The organism is Lederbergia sp. B243.17 (assembly GCF_057657925.1).
The window spans coordinates 1-16,590 of the sequence record NZ_JBWBKF010000036.1; the positions used below are offsets into that span (position 1 = coordinate 1).

A 16,590-nucleotide genomic window follows, 5' to 3' on the forward strand; every position below is an offset into this window, starting at 1 on the left:
CAATAATATCTTCTCCATCTCTCCAAGCCCCCAGCTAAGTTATCTTGAAGCACAAGCATAACTTAACAGGAGTGATATTTGATAGAAGAGTGTTTATTCCTGTTTAGCAAGAACTGTTAACTTTAGTTTAGCAGTCACAAAGGGGGAGTCAACGTGTTTTCGTTCATCATAGATAAAGAAATATCCATTGATCTATTACAGCAGCACAATAAGGAAGAGTTATTTGAACTGATTGATGCAAATCGTGAACATCTGAGAAAATGGTTATTGTGGGTTGATAAAAGAACATCAGCGGAAGATTTCGAATCGATCATTCCTATCTGGATACAAAACTACGCAGACAACAACGGTTTTGATGCCGGCATTAGATACAACGGAAAACTGGTTGGAATGGTAGGACTTCATTATATTGATTGGAAAAATAGTTCAACAAGCATTGGTTATTTTCTTTCTGAAGAAGCTCAAGGCCAAGGCATCATGACGAGGTCAATCTCGGCATTGCTGGATTATCTATTTGGAGCGTTGGACATCAATAGAGTCGAAATTCAATGCGCAATAAATAATCAAAGGAGTATAGCGATTCCAGAAAGATTAGGTTTTGTGAAAGAAGGAATCAAAAGGGATGGTCAATGGCTATATGACCATTACGAAGACTTGGTTACGTATAGCTTATTAAGAAAGGAGTGGAATAATAAATAATAAAGCTCATCTCTTGAGGAGTATTTGAATAAAAAAAGAGTGACCGCACCGCGAGAGACTTGATGTAGATCTCCTATCGCCTACTAGGAGAATAAAAGCATAAGGGGGAGAAGGGATGGAAACAACAAATTGGCAACGACAAGATGTAACACAGCATTACCTGGAACAGGTTCGGGGTGGAATCCCATTTGGGGCTGAGCAAGCAAAAATCATGCTGCAAGTGATTAACCATTTTATCCGAGAACCAAAAAAAATTATGGATCTGGGATGTGGAAACGGTTTTTTAGCGGAGATTTTGCTTACATCCTATCCAGAAGCTTCCGCTGTACTACTGGATCATTCGGAACCAATGATTCAACATGCACGTGTCCATATGAAAGATTATATAGATCGTTGTGAAATTAATCTTGATGATTTTAGTCAAGGCATTGGGAAGTATGTTGAACCTGGGACAGTGGACTGCGTTGTTTCTGGATTTGCTATTCACCATCTTTCGAATCCGAAGAAAAAGAAATTGTATCAAGAAATATACGAAATCTTAGCTCCAGGCGGCATTTTCATAAATATTGAACATACGGCCTCAGCCTCACCGGAATTGGAAAGATTGTATGATGAACTTTTTATAGACCATCTTTCCATGCATAACAAAAAGGACAGGCAAGAAGTAGCTTTGGAGTATGATAATCGGTCAGATAAAAAGGATAATTTGCTAGAGAGGGTTGATATACAGGTCAATTGGCTGAGGGAAATCGGTTTTAAGCATTCGGATTGTTATTTTAAGTGGATGGAACTTGCCGTTTTTGGTGGGGTGAAATAATAGAATAAGGGAGGGCGCTGTTATGAGAAAAAAACTCGGGTGCTTGCACGCACATTATACGAATATCGAACACATAGAAGCTGCATTTTCCTCCTATGACATTGAACTGATTCACTTTGTCGATCCTGCGTTAATGGCTCGGGTATTGGCTGACGAAACCTTTCATGAGCAGGATGCTCAAACTAAAGTTAAAGAGCAAATCGAATGGATCGCCCAATCTAATGTTGATGCGATTCTCATAACATGCACAAACTATATTGCGCTTCTACAGAAAGGGCAGCTCCCTGGATCAGTCCCGATATTTAAAATCGATGAACCTTACTTTGAGGCAATAAGCAGCATCGAAAAACCGCAAAAACTTCTCTTTACGAATCCGGCAACTGTCAAAGGAACGATGGAACGGCTGCGGAACTATGCGCAAGCACGCGAAAAGTCACCGGAAATAGAGACGGTTGTGATCGAGAATACGTTTGAATTGATCATGCAAGGACAGCAGCAAGAATATAACGAAGAACTATACATGTATCTTCACCGCCTCATGAAAAATGAAAAAAGGATCGTTTCTGTTGCCCAGTTGTCCATGGTGCAGGCTTCACGCCAAGTTGCGGAGAATATATCTACTCCCATTTTAAACCCGCTAGACCCATTAGTGGCTTCCATCGTGAATGAATTAGATCTAGATAGGCTTTAGTATGCTAGCGGGATCCTCTCTAGCTTCAAAAGGTCAGTGCTTTGAGCAATCAAGGCATTGGCCTTTTTCCCCTCGAGAAGAGATAAAGTATAGATTTATCGAAACAAGAAATTTTAATGGGGGAGGGATAATTAAATTCTGTCAGCAATGCTTCTGCCAAAAAGGTGTTTTCTTTACATAGTCTTTAGCGGGGCGAAAGAATAGAATAAAGCCATAGGACATTTATCATAGATTATTTGAGAGGGGAAGAGTTCTATGGCAGAAAAAGGTTTTCGTGCCAAGGTTCAAAAGTTTGGCAGCTATTTGAGCGGTATGATCATGCCGAATATCGGTGCGTTCATCGCTTGGGGTATCATCACAGCTTTATTTATCCCTGATGGGTATTTACCGAATGAGCATCTAGCGTCGCTTGTCGATCCGATGATCAAATACCTGCTACCGCTATTGATTGGTTTTACGGGCGGCCGTATGGTGTATGACATTAGAGGTGGCGTAATCGGTGCAACGGCAACGATGGGGGTAATCGTCGGTGCTGATATTCCGATGTTTTTAGGCGCTATGGTAATGGGACCGCTTGCCGGTTATTTGATTAAGCAAATTGACAGATTGTTTTTGGATAAAATCCGTTCCGGCTTTGAAATGCTCTACAATAACTTCTCGGCTGGAATTTTGGCGGCCATCCTTGCCATCATTGCTGCGCTCGGAATCGGTCCGGTCGTGGAAGCGCTAAACCAGGCGCTTGCAGCGGGTGTACAGGCAATCATTGATGCACATATGCTTCCGCTTGCCAATATCATCATCGAGCCCGCTAAAATCTTATTCTTGAACAATGCGATCAATCATGGTATCTTGAGCCCGATTGGCATTGAACAAGCATCTCAGACAGGGAAATCAATTCTATTCCTTTTGGAAGCAAATCCTGGGCCAGGTTTGGGCATCTTGCTCGCCTTTGCGATTTTCGGAAAAGGCATGTCCAAAAGTTCAGCATCCGGTGCTGCTGTCATTCATTTTCTCGGGGGTATCCATGAAATTTACTTCCCGTATGTGCTGATGAAACCGGCACTGATTCTTGCAGCGATCGGCGGCGGTATCAGCGGAGTGTTCACACTCAACCTTTTCCATGCCGGTTTGGTTGCTCCTGCTTCGCCTGGAAGTATCCTTGCCGTTCTGGCAATGACTGAAAAAGGAAGCTATGTCGGCGTCATTGCTGGAATTTTGGTTGCGACGATCGTTTCATTCGTCATCGCGGCGATTATTCTTAAATCCAGCAAAGAGACAGAAGAGGACTTGACTGCAGCAGCTGGGAAAATGGAAGAAATGAAGGGTAAGAAAAGCTCGGTTGCGGAGACACTCACTGCAACTCCGTCTCAATCAGTACCAGTAAAAAGCAATGATGAAATACAAAAAGTTATTTTCGCCTGTGACGCTGGTATGGGATCAAGTGCGATGGGCGCTTCATTGCTGAAGAATAAATTCAAGAAGGCTGATATTGATATATTTGTTACAAATAAAGCGATCAACGACATCCCGGACGATGCCGATATCGTTATCACCCATAAAGACTTAACAGATCGTGCGAAGGCAAAACTGCCAACAGCCGAACATATTTCTGTTGAGAATTTCTTAAACAGCCCTAAGTACGACGAATTGGTGGAGCGGCTAAAAAAGTAAACGGCTAACGGCCTTTTGGTAAAGAGGTGAACAGTTTGTACTTATCTGCCCGTCAACGAAAGATTCTGGAGCTGCTTCTTCCCGAATATGCCGAGTCGACAATCAAGGAAATAGCCGAACTCCTTAAAGTCAGTGAGCGGACGGCACATCGCGATATAAATGGCCTCGAAAAAACGCTGGAGCCGTTCCATCTGAGTTTGGAACGGAAACCGGGGGTCGGCATCAGGATAACAGGCAGCCATGACAACCGAAGAAACTTGAAAGAGTGCATGTCTTCGGTTGTCCCGACGGATTACACACATGAAGAGCGGCAGGCGGTCATTTTATTATCGCTTTACGAAGCGGCGGATCCAATCAAACTGTTCACCTTGGCAAGTGAATTAAAGGTAACTGCCGCAACCATCAGCAATGACCTCGACCATTTGGAAAGCGTCATTGCCGCTTATCATCTTCATCTAAGCCGGAAAAGAGGTTCGGGAATTGCACTGGTGGGCACAGAGGCGAACAAACGGCGTGCCATCAGCCAGCTCATAACGAATCATGTCGATCCTTATGAATATGTTTCACTCGTTAAAGATCAATCGGGGAATGAGCAGCAGCCGATGAATATCGTTTCCGAGCGATTATTGAGCCTTGTTGATCCTGACAAGCTCTCGATCATCGAGAGCAAAGTAAAGCTCGTCCGTGATGAACTGCCGCATGATTTGGCTGACAACGCGTATATCGGGCTGATTGTCCATTTGGCACTTGCGATCGAACGGATACAAAATGGCGACAGGATCAAGTTCGATGAAGAATATCTCGAACAGCTTATTCTCACGAAGGAATATGCCGCAGCAAGCCGGCTAATAAAAGAGCTGGAAAAGGCATTTGCGATTGATATCCCTGATGATGAAGTCGGCTATATCACCATGCATCTTATCGGATCTAAGCTTCAGGTGAATGAAAACTATGTGATTGAAGAATCGAGTGTGGATACGGCTCTTCAGGCAAAGGAATTGATCTATTATGTGGAGCGGCAGCTGCATGTTGATCTAAGTGGAAATGCGGCGCTGCTGAACGATCTGGTAGCACATTTGAAACCTGCAATCTATCGGCTCCGCCAGGGGATGGTAATCCGGAATCCCCTTTTAGAAGATATTAAGCGGGATTATAACGACCTGTTTGAAATTCTCAAAGCCGGGGTGAAAGAGGCATTTCCGGATTTATCTTTTCCGGAGGACGAGATTGGCTATCTTGTCCTCCATTTTGCCTCAGCTCTTTTGAATGATCAGTCGAATATGAATGCCAGGGTTCTGGTGATTTGTTCCAGCGGGATTGGAACAGCCAAAATTTTGGCATCACGCTTAAAACAGAAATTTCCTGAGATCAACCAAATCGAGAATCACTCTTTATTTGAGCTGGAAAAGGTACAGGATCAATACGATCTGGTCATTTCGACCATCCCATTGCCCCGCTATCCCGGCAGATATGTCCGTGTTTCTCCGATGCTGACGGATTCGGAGGAAGAGCAGGTGAAAAATGCATTGCGTCATCTTCGGTTGACCCGCCAGCTGCAAAATTGGAATGCGAATTTGCCTGACGATCATATCGCGGAAAGCCAGGATTTTGTTGTGACATTGAGATCGATGCATGAGCAGCTCAGAATCTTTTTGAATGTGCTTGCCTCTTTTCGTGTCACGAAAGTCATAGGGCGCAAGCCGATGAAAAGGATACTAATGGATGCCTGCATGGAACTAAAATCAACGAACGTCGTCTTCGATGCTGAAAATGTATATAAAAGTTTGGCAAAAAGGGAAGAGATAAGTGGACTTGGCATTCCCGATTCCTCTATTGTGTTTCAGCATGCACGATCGGAGGATGTGCGGCTGCCGTTTTTCTCCATTTATTCGTTGGAACACAGTTTGTCTGTACTGGGCATGGATGGGCAGACGATGGATGCTGATACTGTGCTATTGATGCTCGCCCCTGCTGACGCGGACGAGGCAACGATCGGCGTGCTGAGTTTTCTTAGCAGCATGATCGTACAAGATGAAAAAAGCATCAAGCTATTTGAAGAGGCCGATGAAAAAGCGATTAAACAATATCTCTCTGAACAGTTTTATAAGCAAATGAATCAAAATGCGTAATAAAGGAGTGCATCTAGTGATGGCAAAAGAAATACTTAGCAAAGACAATGTAGTATTACATGCAGCGGTAAAAGGAAAAGAAGAGGCAATCCGGTTCACGGGTGATATTCTTGTCCGAAACGGTTATGTGAAGGAAAGCTACATTGAAAAAATGCTTGAACGGGAAACCATCACATCTACTTATATGGGGAATCATGTGGCCATCCCGCATGGTACAGAAGATTCCAAGCAAGAGGTAATCGAGACAGGCCTTTCCGTTGTTACGGTTCCGGATGGAGTCGATTTCGGGAACGGAAATATTGTAAAGGTATTGATCGGGATTGCCGGAAAAGGCGATGATCATTTGGAGATCCTCTCGAAGATCGCTATCGTCCTGTCAGAGGAGGAGAACATCGAGAAGATTGTCAGCAGCACGTCCAAGGAAGAAATCCTCAGCATTTTTGAAGAGGTGAACTGAGATGTTGGCAGTCCATTTCGGCGCTGGCAATATTGGGCGCGGCTTTATCGGCAATTTGCTTTATGAGTCCGGCTACCATACGACGTTCATTGATGTGAATGAAAAAGTGATCGAAGCATTGAATGAACGCCGGCAATATAATGTGGTCCTTGCTGCGGAAAACAGTGAAACGATCACCGTGAAGAATGTGTCCGGCATTAACAGCATGAACGATCCAGACAAAGTGGTAGAAGCAATTAAGGAGGCGGACATCGTCACGACAGCGATTGGTCCCAATATCCTGCCGGTTATTTCTGGATTGCTGGCGAAAGGGCTACGTGCACGACTGTCCGCAAATGATTCCAAATTAAACATCATTGCTTGTGAAAATATGGTGGGCGGCAGTTCCCTGCTAAAAGAGAAGGTGTACGAGCATCTTTCCGAAGACGAAAAGCAGCTCTTTGACGAGCGTTTCGGTTTTCCGGATGCAGCGGTGGACAGGATAGTACCGAATCAGACGAATGAAGACATTCTGCAGGTTTCCGTCGAGCCGTATTACGAATGGGTCGTTGAAAAAACCGCAATGAAAGGAAACATTCCTGAAATCGACGGCATCACATATGTAGACGATTTGAAACCGTATATTGAACGGAAACTGTTCACTGTCAATACTGGCCATGCGGCAGCCGCCTATATCGGCCGGTACCTAGGCTTCAGCACGATTGATGAGGCGATGAAGGACGAGCGGGTGGAGCGGATCATTCAAGGGGCACTCCAAGAATCCGGAGATGCACTGATCGAGACGTATCACTTTGACCGGGAACAGCACCAGAACTATATCAGCAAAATTATCGGGCGTTTTAAAAACCCATACATCTCCGACGAAGTGACAAGGGTAGGAAGAGGGCCAATCCGAAAACTCGGAAAAAATGACCGCTTGATTCGTCCGGCCACTATGTATAATGAGGCGACAGGAAAACTTCCGCATTATTTGGCAAAAACGATTGCCGCTGTTCTGGAGTATCAGAACCCAGAAGATGAGGAAGCAGTCAGATTGCAAACAATGATTAAGGAAAAAGGGGCTTCCGCTGCATTGCAGACGGTTGCCGAATTGGACGCTAACAGTCCTTTGATAACTATCGTTCAGGAAGAAACAGCAAAACTCAACGAACTTAAGTGATCAGAAGGAGTTGGAAAGAGTGAACAAAGAGGGCCAGGAAAAGTTTGCCGAATTTATTCTAAACAGGGTACAGGAAGGCAAAGAAAACGAAGCAAAAGAAATACTGGCAGAAAACTTCAGGAAGCAAGATGAAGGCCGGTTTACAAAAGAAGACATCGAGCAGTTTGTGCCCAAAATGATGGGCATTTTGAAAGAGGATAAGATAGAAGAGGTAATAGCGGTGTCGAAGAAGTTTTCCGGAGATTTCTCACAATCATAAGTTCGTACATGAGCTAACAAAAAGTCACCTTGGAGACCAGGGTGACTTTTGCTTTGTTCATTTTAAAAACATCTTAATCTTTTTCAGTGCACCCTTCGTATTCGGATAGCGAAACGGGATATCAAATTTGGTTGTTTGCTTGAGGACGCTTTTTTGATGGGAAAAAGTATCAAAGCTGCTTTTCCCATGATAGGATCCCATCCCGCTATGGCCGACGCCGCCGAACGGCAGATGGGGCGAGGTGAAGTGGTAGATCGTATCGTTAATGCAGCCGCCGCCGAAGGAAACAGTTTGGAGAATTTCTTCTTCTAACTTTTTGTTGCTCGTAAACAGATAGAGGGAGAGGGGCTTTTGCTGGCTTCTCACCTTATCGATCACTTCTCGGCTTTCCTTGTACTCAAGCACTGGGAGGATAGGCCCGAAGATCTCTTCCTGCATGATCGGCGCGTCCCAGGTGATGCCGGTCAGTACAGTTGGTGAAATGGATAAGCTGCTTGTGTCATGCTGTCCGCCTGTCGAAATATTTCCATCCGGAAGGAAAGAGATGAGGCGCTCAAAATGCGGCTTGGAGATAAGATGGGTATAATCCGGATTGACAAGCGGGCTCGGTCCATACAGTTCCATGATCGCTTTGTTCAGTTCTTGCAAGAACTGTTCTTTGCAGTTTTTGTGGACATAGACATAATCCGGTGCAATGCATGTCTGGCCAGCGTTGGTGAATTTTCCCCAGGCGATTCGTTTTGCAGCCAGCCCCATATTGGCATCCTCATGAACGATGCATGGACTCTTTCCGCCCAGTTCGAGCGTGACAGGAGTCAGGTGCTTGCTGGCAGCTTCCATTACGATCTTCCCGACGTTGACACTGCCGGTGAAGAAAATATAATCAAACGGCTGCTGTAAAAGTGCCTGACTCGTCTTCGCATCTCCTTCAACGACAGCAATGTACTCCTCCGGAAAGGTCTCCTTCAGCATGCGGGAAAGAAGGGCAGACGTAGCAGGTGTCAGCTCCGATGGCTTGATGACAGCGCAGTTGCCGGCAGCGATGGCACCGATCAACGGCGCTACCGCCAGCTGGAATGGATAATTCCAGGGTGATATGATCAGTGAAACCCCATATGGCTCTTTATACAATAGGCTTTTGGAACCGAGGTGGGTAAGCGGGGTCCGTACTCTTTTCGTCTTGGCCCATTTTCGCAAATATTTCATGACATAGCGGATTTCAGCAAGCATGATTCCGATTTCTGTTGTATACGCTTCGAATTCGCCTTTATGCAGATCGCTATAGAGCGCTTTGATCAATCCCTGTTCATGCTTCTCGATCACCATGCGCAAATCTGAGAGTGACTTTAAACGGAAGTCGATATTTTTTGTTCGGTTTGTCAGGAAAAATTTCTTTTGGGCAGAGACGATTTCGGAGCATTTATGCATCTGGTTCACCTCTCTACAGCTTGTAGTTCACTAAAATTCTTTTGAAAAGGCAGCCTTTCCAAAAGAAAGAGCTGCCTTTTCCATAGATGGAGCAGTGACGGACTCGCACGCTAAAAGTGTCTTTTTTGCCTTGGCTATGGTTGGTCATCGGTCATGGATAACAAGGTGAACGGGAAGCGGTGATCGGTTTGGCTTCTCATTGTAATTTTGTTTCCGCTCCATGCTATGCCTTGGAAAGGAGTCTCACCTTTCCAAGGTTAAAAATATTTTTCATCATCAAAGTCCAATGTGATCGAGTAATTGCGGGCGTTGATCAGGTTGGAAAGCTTATTCGCCTCTTTTTCCAGCTGAAGAGAGGCCTGACGGTATTCCTCCGGTTCAAACATCGCCACTTGATAGAAGGTCGATTTATCGCTGTATCCATACTGGATCTCTTCTTTCTTCGCAGCTCCCAGCTCCTTATACAGCCGGGCTTTTGCCCGCAGCTGTGAAGCGAGTTCAATGGCCTCAACAATGGGCAGCTCTTCCTGTTTGAAAATGATCGTATGGTCGATGTTGGCACGATACATCAATTTATCGAGTGTCCGGGAGTCCAATCTCACTTCCTCCAGCTCGCTTTCCACTTGGGGAAGTGTTCTTGCGCCTGTTTTCGGTTCCTCCCCCTTCTCGATAATGACAAATGCGACTCGATGGATCTCTTCTTCCAGCTCGCGGATTCTTTTTGTGAGAATGCTTTTGAGCTTAACGGCTTCCGCCAAGGTGATTTTCGCCATTCTAACCTTCCTCCCTTGGGCTGCAATCTAGTAAAATAAGTATACCATGATTTTGGCGGGTGGAAGGGAACAGGCTTGGCTTTCTCTCTTATGAACATTTTGTGACATATATTGACGAAGTACATGCTTTTTTATATACTTATCAAGTCGAATTTTTTAAGCGGGTGTAGTTTAGTGGTAAAACCTCAGCCTTCCAAGCTGATGATGTGAGTTCGATTCTCATCACCCGCTCCATTACATACCTTTATGATCCCAACGCAGTACTTCGGACGTCCGTTTCCGCAGTGCTGCGTTTTATTATGGATTCATCCCGCCGGAGGCACGGATGATGGCCTGCTCGCTATATCCGCCGTTGATTTGTATGAACATCTCGGCCAGTGAACTAAGAAGTTTCTCTCCTTTGTCGGCAGGGAAGCCGGGTGGAAGGAAAACAACCTGGATTACATCTTTTGCTTCGGTGTCAACGAGCGTTTGAGATGAGTCCGCACTAGGAGAGCCGACTACACCTTGATGATCCGTCAGGACGATCAGGTTTTCCGCATCTATTTCTGTTTCTTCAGAGGATAGATAGACTTCGCCCGGTTTGCCTTTTCGTACGAGGAGTTGATTTCCTGCAACTTTTGCCCTATCATAGAGGCCGATTGGCAGCCTGTAGGTCAGGGAGAAGAAACGAGTAACATCTGCTGCGGAATGGAGCGGCGTTAAATAGGTCTGCTGTTCAATCCTTTTTAATAATGATTCAGCCATCGGCGTAGAAGAGGCAGGATCTGCGCCAAGCTCTTTATAAATTTCTCGCCACTCGATGATTTCAGGAAACTGCTCTGCTCCTTTTTCTTCAAGATCAAAATAAAGCAGCTCCTGGAAAAACTGCAGTCTTCCTTTCAGCATTTGCGGGGATTCCTCGACCGTAATTCCTTCATAAATAAGGAGGCCGAGTGTTAGCTGGGGGAATTCAGCTTCGAGCTGCGGATCAAATAAAATTTCCATTGACACATCACCTCCGTAGTAACTTAAAATAGTTTAACATAAGGGGAGGACAACCGGCAGTTTGGACACTGAAGGAGGATCAGCAATGAATTATGACAGATTGAAACAAGAGATACTTTCATACGCCAAAGAAATCGGCATTGATCAAATCGGCTTTGCCGGGGCCCATCCTTTCAGTGAAATGAAGAATTTATTGCTCCGGCAGCAAGCATTAGGATATGCGTCAGGCTTTGAGGAAAAGGACATTGATAAGCGGACAGATCCCGCTCTCATTTTCGATGGTCCGCGCTCGATCATCGCGATTGCTCTCGCCTACCCATCGAAAATGAAAAACGCACCACAAGGAAAAAGGGGAGAGCGCCGCGGCATTTTCTGCCGGGCATCCTGGGGCGTCGATTACCATGTGCTTGTAAAGGAAAAACTCGAGCTGCTTGCTGCGTTCATTGACAGCAAAGTCGAAGGTGCACGTTTCAAAATCATGGTCGATACGGGAGAACTGGTGGACCGTGCCGTTGCTGAACGTGCGGGGATCGGCTGGAGCGGGAAAAACTGCGCGATCATTTCTCCGGAGCTCGGTTCTTATATGTATTTGGGGGAAATGATTACGAACCTTCCGTTTGCCGCTGATGAACCAATTGAGGACCAGTGCGGTGAATGTACAAAATGCCTGGATGTCTGCCCGACAGGCGCACTTGTACAGGGAGGCCAGCTGAATGCCCAGCGCTGTATTGCCTTTTTAACGCAGACGAAGGGTTTTCTGCCGGATGAATTTCGGACAAAAATCGGCAACCGCGTATACGGCTGTGATACATGCCAGACGATCTGTCCAAAAAATAAGGGGATTGATTTTCACAATCATCCGCAGATGGAGCCGGATCCTGAAGTGGTTAAGCCTCTCTTGCAGCCATTGCTTACGATTACGAACCGCGAGTTCAAAGAAAAGTATGGGAAGCTTTCAGGCTCCTGGAGAGGGAAAAAACCGATCCAGCGGAATGCCATCCTCGCCCTTGCCCACTTTAAGGAAAAGGAGGCGGTCCCTGATCTGATTGGCGTGCTCCGGGAAGACGTCCGCCCTGTAATCAGAGGGACGGCAGCTTGGGCGCTCGGTAAAATCGGGGGCCAGGAAGCTGAAAAAGCTTTATTGGCCGCCAAAAAGGTGGAGAAAGAGGAAGAGGTCCTTGAAGAAATCGACAAAGGACTGGCATTCTTCAAAGTGAACGCATAAAAACAAGCCTCCTGGAATCAGGAGGCTTGTCCGTTTATATTAGTCGTTTTCGCGTTGTTTCGCTCTAGCTTCTCCGCCTTTTTCACCAATTTCTTGGTAAAATTCTTTGTCATGATTTTCAGCGGTAGCTTCTCCGCCTTTGCGGCCGATTTCTTCGTAAAATTCTTTGTCATGGTTTCTTGCAGTTGCTTCTCCGCCCTTGCGTCCTGCTTCTTCTACCGTCATTTTACCGTTATTGTTTTTGTCAGCCATTTCGAATTCCTCCTTGTGAAATCTGTTTTGTATGTCGTGCATAGTTATGTGTTCCCGCTCTGCAGAGTTTAAAACATCTGCGCTCGATCGGGATGGAATACAGCCTGATTTCTGCATATGCATAAGAGGGAGGAGGGAGCGATTTTGAGAAAACAGTTGCTGGAGATGGCGGAAGAGAGGGTCGCTCAGCTGACCGGTGAAAAGAGCGCAAAGGAAGAGAGGATAATCAGAAAGCTTGATTCGCTTGGAAAGCGGAAGGCGGAAATTGTAAAGGCGGCTGCTGCCGGAAGGGTAAGCGGAAGCAAGAGCAGCGGCAACACGACGGATCTCCGTTACCATGTACATTATCAATACATCATCAAGCAGGGGGAGCAGATCTATATAGAGGAAGAGATAGAAGAGCGCCTCGCATCTTATGAAAATGGGCTTCTTATTAAAGACTTCGAGGTCATGCCGGTTGCTGCGGCAAAAGTAAATCTCTTGGAGCATGACTTTGAAAGATCAGAGAGCACTCGTGTGCAGTATGTATATGATAGGCTGAGGGCTGTCCAATACGCTGAAAAATGGTGGAATGATTACAACCCGGCATACGTAAAATTCGATGTAGACTGCACCAATTATATTTCTCAATGTCTTCATGCAGGAGGAGCCCCAATGACAGGGTACCCAGCAAGGGGAAAGGGCTGGTGGATCCGCAATAAAAACTGGAGCTACAGCTGGTCGGTTGCTAACGCCCTGAAAACCTATCTTCAGCAAGCGAGTACAGGCCTGCGGGCAAGGCAGGTTGACAATCCGCAAGAACTGCAGCTCGGGGATGTCATCTGCTATGATTTTCAAGGGGATGGTCGCTTTGACCATAACACGATCGTAACTGCAAAAGATGCGGAAAGTATGCCGCTTGTCAACGCTCACACGACAAACAGCAGGATGCGATATTGGGCCTATGAGGACTCAACCGCTTATACACCTAATATCCAATACCGCTTTTATTCCATCGTAGATGACAGCTGAACTTTTGGTGTATAATGGCACGGTGGAGAAAAAAGAGGTGAACAAACATCATGCCAAATCACATCGTCCTGTATCAGCCGCTTATACCGGCGAATACGGGCAATATTTCACGGACTTGCGCAGGAACGGGCACGACGCTGCACTTAATCCGTCCGCTCGGCTTTTCGACGGATGACAAGATGCTGAAGCGGGCTGGCCTCGATTATTGGGAGCATGTCCATATACAATACCATGATTCACTCGAGGACTTCTTTAAGGAGACGGAAGGCGGGGAGTATTACCTGATCACCAAATTCGGGGAGAAGTACTATGACTCGTTTGATTTTGCCGACTCTGGGCGGGACCACTATTTCATTTTCGGAAAAGAAACAACTGGCCTCCCGGATGAGCTGGTTGAGGAAAAGGCGGATCGCTGTCTCCGGATCCCGATGAACGATCATATCCGTTCATTGAACCTGTCCAATACGGCCGCGATCCTTCTATATGAGGCGCTCCGGCAGCAAGGATTTTCCGGACTTCATTAATCAAAGTAAAAAAATCCCCCGGCAACGAAGCCGGGGGATTTTTTTGATTATTTTTTGTAGACACCAGGCTTATCTTCACGGCCGGAAGTGAAAATGGCTGACAGAAAAGCGATGCAAACACCTATAACAAGGATCGTTCTCATTTGTATATGTAAGCCTCCTTTAGTTCAATCGGACCTAACGCGGCCACAAAGCGTGGTCCGGATTTAGTTTGTTCGGATGTTGTCCTGCTCTTCATTATAGCCCATTTTTTTAGAAATGTGAACGAAGTGCCGCGAGATTCGCTAAAAATATGGCGGCAGCGTGAAAGTATGTTGCCGTTCTTTACTGGACAGGGATCCGCGGAATCATTCATGTTTGGTTGTCCACCTGCATAATGTTAATTAAACATCTCTCCAACCAGAGATCAGGGAGGTTCCTATGGATATCTTAAAAAGAATTGAACAATATCGCACAGAAGAAGAGCAGATGAAATGGGAAGGCACTTTTGCTGATTACTTAAACATGCTGGAAGAAAAGCCATGGGTCGCTCAATCTGCCCACTCTCGGATTTACCAGATGATCAAGGATGCAGGTGTGGAAGAGGTGAATGGCAGAAAAACATACCGCTTTTTTAACCAAGAACTGTTTGGCCTGGAAGAAGCACTTGAAAAGCTGGTCGAGGAATACTTTCATCCTTCCGCCAAAAGACTGGACGTCCGCAAACGGATTCTGCTTTTGATGGGACCGGTCAGCGGGGGAAAGTCGACCCTTGTCACAATGCTGAAACGAGGCCTTGAGGCATATGCCCGAACTGAACGGGGAGCCGTATACGCCATTAAAGGCTGTCCGATGCATGAAGACCCGCTTCACCTGATTCCGCTTCACCTACGTGATGAATTTCACCGGCAATACGGTATCCGGATTGAGGGCAACCTGTCTCCGCTTAATACGATGCGGCTTGAACAGGAATACGGCGGGAGACCGGAAGATGTTCTGGTTGAGCGCATTTTTTTCTCCGAAGACAAACGGGTCGGAATCGGCACGTTCAGCCCATCTGATCCGAAGTCCCAGGATATAGCCGATTTAACTGGAAGCATCGACTTTTCGACGATAGCCGAGTACGGCTCTGAATCGGACCCTCGGGCATACAGATTTGACGGGGAATTGAATAAAGCGAACCGCGGCCTGATGGAGTTTCAAGAAATGCTGAAATGCGACGAGAAATTCCTCTGGCATCTCCTGTCACTGACACAGGAAGGGAATTTCAAAGCCGGACGCTTTGCCTTGATTTCAGCCGATGAGCTGATCGTCGCCCATACGAACGAAACGGAATACCGCTCTTTCATCTCCAATAAAAAGAACGAGGCGCTTCATTCGAGAATTATTGTCATGCCCGTTCCCTATAATTTAAAGGTCTCCCAAGAAGAGCGGATTTATGAAAAAATGATCCAGGAGAGCGATGTTGCAGATGTGCATATCGCGCCTCACACACTGCGGGTCGCTGCGATGTTCACCATCTTGACGAGGCTAAGAGAGCCAAAGCGCGGGGATATAGATCTGCTGAAGAAAATGCGCCTGTACGACGGGGAAAATGTCGAAGGCTTCAATTCGGCTGATGTGGAGGAGTTAAAGAAGGAATATCAGGAAGAAGGGATGAGCGGAATCGACCCGCGCTATGTGATCAACCGAATCTCTTCAACGATCATCCGCAAGGAAATTACATCGATAAACGCGCTGGACGTATTGCGCTCGCTGAAAGAAGGTCTTGATCAGCACCCGTCCATCACCCAAGAGCTGCGTGAAAAATATTTAAACTATATTTCACTTGCCCGCAAGGAATATGATGAAATGGCGAAAAAAGAAGTTCAGAAGGCGTTCGTCTACTCCTATGAGGAATCCGCTAAGACACTGATGGACAATTATTTGGACAATGTCGAGGCTTACTGCAATAAGTCAAAGCTTCATGATCCGCTTACAGGTGAAGAAATCAGTCCGGACGAAAAACTGATGCGCTCCATCGAAGAGCAAATCGGCATTTCGGAAAACGCCAAAAAGGCGTTCCGCGAAGAGATACTGATCAGAATTTCAGCACTCGCGCGGAAAGGGAAACGCTTTGACTACAGATCCCACGATCGGCTGAGGGAAGCAATCCAGAAGAAATTATTCGCCGACTTGAAAGACGTCGTGAAAATCACGACATCCGCGACAACACCGGATGAGCAGCAGCTGAAAAAGATCAACGAAGTGGTTGCCCGCCTGATTGATGAACATGGCTATAATTCAACTTCGGCAAACGATCTGCTGCGGTATGTCGGCAGCCTGCTCAATCGCTGAAATCAAAAAGCGAGTATGGAATCCCGCTGGATTTCATGCTCGTTTTTCTTCCCGGAAGCTTGTCCGGTATGTAAATTATTTGTACATTTCCAACCGCTCATGCATAGGATAAAGTAAGGCAAGCAAGGTTGGTACAAAAGGAAAACAGCCGTCGCCTCATCGTATGCTGAAATACAGGAATGGGTGACAAAT

General features: G+C 46.1%; 15 protein-coding genes, 1 tRNA gene and 1 pseudogene. 13 read left to right on the plus strand and 4 right to left on the minus strand.

All coding sequences use genetic code 11. The annotated features are described in order from the left end of the window. The first annotated feature begins 153 nt into the window (after positions 1-153). From AC0TWI_RS06075 to AC0TWI_RS06110, 8 genes are all read left to right on the plus strand, one after another. Positions 154-699: a GNAT family N-acetyltransferase gene (locus AC0TWI_RS06075; protein WP_488125447.1), complete on the plus strand. Its 546-nt coding sequence runs from the start codon at positions 154-156 to the stop codon at positions 697-699. Positions 700-814: 115 nt separating this feature from the next. Further along, positions 815-1,516, plus strand: coding sequence for a class I SAM-dependent methyltransferase (locus tag AC0TWI_RS06080; protein ID WP_488125448.1), 702 nt, complete (start codon positions 815-817; stop codon positions 1,514-1,516). 22 nt (positions 1,517-1,538) lie between these two features. Next, entirely contained in the window at positions 1,539-2,207 is a 669-nt protein-coding gene (locus tag AC0TWI_RS06085) for a hypothetical protein (protein WP_488125449.1), read from the plus strand. Between the two features lie 255 nt (positions 2,208-2,462). After that, positions 2,463-3,878 (plus strand): PTS mannitol transporter subunit IIBC, encoded by a 1,416-nt coding sequence (locus tag AC0TWI_RS06090; RefSeq protein WP_488125450.1) that lies wholly within the window; start codon positions 2,463-2,465, stop codon positions 3,876-3,878. A 35-nt stretch (positions 3,879-3,913) separates the two neighbouring features. Then, positions 3,914-6,007 (plus strand): BglG family transcription antiterminator, encoded by a 2,094-nt coding sequence (locus tag AC0TWI_RS06095; protein ID WP_488125451.1) that lies wholly within the window; start codon positions 3,914-3,916, stop codon positions 6,005-6,007. A gap of 19 nt (positions 6,008-6,026) precedes the next feature. After that, complete coding sequence (locus AC0TWI_RS06100; protein ID WP_488125452.1) at positions 6,027-6,464, plus strand: PTS mannitol transporter subunit IIA; 438 nt, start codon at positions 6,027-6,029, stop codon at positions 6,462-6,464. Between the two features lies 1 nt (position 6,465). Then, on the plus strand, positions 6,466-7,623 hold the full coding sequence (locus AC0TWI_RS06105) for a mannitol-1-phosphate 5-dehydrogenase (RefSeq protein ID WP_488125453.1): 1,158 nt from the start codon (positions 6,466-6,468) through the stop codon (positions 7,621-7,623). Positions 7,624-7,642: 19 nt separating this feature from the next. Beyond that, complete coding sequence (locus AC0TWI_RS06110) at positions 7,643-7,882, plus strand: hypothetical protein (RefSeq protein ID WP_488125454.1); 240 nt, start codon at positions 7,643-7,645, stop codon at positions 7,880-7,882. A 57-nt stretch (positions 7,883-7,939) separates the two neighbouring features. On the opposite strand, the gene AC0TWI_RS06115 is transcribed toward AC0TWI_RS06110, so the two are convergent. After that, positions 7,940-9,310 (minus strand): aldehyde dehydrogenase, encoded by a 1,371-nt coding sequence (locus AC0TWI_RS06115; protein ID WP_488125455.1) that lies wholly within the window; start codon positions 9,308-9,310, stop codon positions 7,940-7,942. Between the two features lie 257 nt (positions 9,311-9,567). Then, positions 9,568-10,083, minus strand: coding sequence for a hypothetical protein (locus tag AC0TWI_RS06120; RefSeq protein WP_488125456.1), 516 nt, complete (start codon positions 10,081-10,083; stop codon positions 9,568-9,570). Between the two features lie 160 nt (positions 10,084-10,243). On the opposite strand from AC0TWI_RS06120, the gene AC0TWI_RS06125 reads away from it, so the two are divergent. Next, a tRNA-Gly gene (locus tag AC0TWI_RS06125) sits at positions 10,244-10,317 on the plus strand. A 63-nt stretch (positions 10,318-10,380) separates the two neighbouring features. On the opposite strand, the gene AC0TWI_RS06130 is transcribed toward AC0TWI_RS06125, so the two are convergent. Then, on the minus strand, positions 10,381-11,070 hold the full coding sequence (locus tag AC0TWI_RS06130; RefSeq protein ID WP_488125457.1) for a B3/B4 domain-containing protein: 690 nt from the start codon (positions 11,068-11,070) through the stop codon (positions 10,381-10,383). 85 nt (positions 11,071-11,155) lie between these two features. On the opposite strand from AC0TWI_RS06130, the gene queG reads away from it, so the two are divergent. Further along, positions 11,156-12,295, plus strand: coding sequence for a tRNA epoxyqueuosine(34) reductase QueG (gene queG, locus AC0TWI_RS06135; RefSeq protein ID WP_488125458.1), 1,140 nt, complete (start codon positions 11,156-11,158; stop codon positions 12,293-12,295). Positions 12,296-12,337: 42 nt separating this feature from the next. Here queG and AC0TWI_RS06140 read toward each other — a convergent pair. Continuing rightward, a pseudogene (locus tag AC0TWI_RS06140) lies at positions 12,338-12,547 on the minus strand (KGG domain-containing protein); the annotation flags it as partial. Between the two features lie 144 nt (positions 12,548-12,691). Between AC0TWI_RS06140 and AC0TWI_RS06145 the strand changes: the two are divergent. The 3 genes from AC0TWI_RS06145 (at position 12,692) to AC0TWI_RS06155 (ending at position 16,398) form a co-directional block, all read left to right on the plus strand. Continuing rightward, complete coding sequence (locus tag AC0TWI_RS06145; protein WP_488125459.1) at positions 12,692-13,558, plus strand: amidase domain-containing protein; 867 nt, start codon at positions 12,692-12,694, stop codon at positions 13,556-13,558. Positions 13,559-13,608: 50 nt separating this feature from the next. Further along, positions 13,609-14,082, plus strand: coding sequence for a tRNA (uridine(34)/cytosine(34)/5-carboxymethylaminomethyluridine(34)-2'-O)-methyltransferase TrmL (trmL, locus tag AC0TWI_RS06150; protein ID WP_488125460.1), 474 nt, complete (start codon positions 13,609-13,611; stop codon positions 14,080-14,082). Between the two features lie 420 nt (positions 14,083-14,502). Beyond that, positions 14,503-16,398, plus strand: a complete 1,896-nt coding sequence (locus AC0TWI_RS06155) for a PrkA family serine protein kinase (protein ID WP_488125461.1) — start codon at positions 14,503-14,505, stop codon at positions 16,396-16,398. Positions 16,399-16,590 lie beyond the last annotated feature (192 nt).

Excerpts from the sequence above, each read along its gene's own strand:
- AC0TWI_RS06080 (WP_488125448.1), top strand. The coding sequence starts at position 815 with ATGGAAACAACAAATTGGCAACGACAAGATGTAACACAGCATTACCTG.
- AC0TWI_RS06085 (WP_488125449.1), top strand. The coding sequence starts at position 1,539 with ATGAGAAAAAAACTCGGGTGCTTGCACGCACATTATACGAATATCGAA.
- AC0TWI_RS06090 (WP_488125450.1), top strand. The coding sequence starts at position 2,463 with ATGGCAGAAAAAGGTTTTCGTGCCAAGGTTCAAAAGTTTGGCAGCTAT.
- AC0TWI_RS06100 (WP_488125452.1), top strand. The coding sequence starts at position 6,027 with ATGGCAAAAGAAATACTTAGCAAAGACAATGTAGTATTACATGCAGCG.
- AC0TWI_RS06105 (WP_488125453.1), top strand. The coding sequence starts at position 6,466 with ATGTTGGCAGTCCATTTCGGCGCTGGCAATATTGGGCGCGGCTTTATC.
- AC0TWI_RS06115 (WP_488125455.1), bottom strand. The coding sequence starts at position 9,310 with ATGCATAAATGCTCCGAAATCGTCTCTGCCCAAAAGAAATTTTTCCTG.
- AC0TWI_RS06120 (WP_488125456.1), bottom strand. The coding sequence starts at position 10,083 with ATGGCGAAAATCACCTTGGCGGAAGCCGTTAAGCTCAAAAGCATTCTC.
- AC0TWI_RS06130 (WP_488125457.1), bottom strand. The coding sequence starts at position 11,070 with ATGGAAATTTTATTTGATCCGCAGCTCGAAGCTGAATTCCCCCAGCTA.
- queG (WP_488125458.1), top strand. The coding sequence starts at position 11,156 with ATGAATTATGACAGATTGAAACAAGAGATACTTTCATACGCCAAAGAA.
- trmL (WP_488125460.1), top strand. The coding sequence starts at position 13,609 with ATGCCAAATCACATCGTCCTGTATCAGCCGCTTATACCGGCGAATACG.
- AC0TWI_RS06155 (WP_488125461.1), top strand. The coding sequence starts at position 14,503 with ATGGATATCTTAAAAAGAATTGAACAATATCGCACAGAAGAAGAGCAG.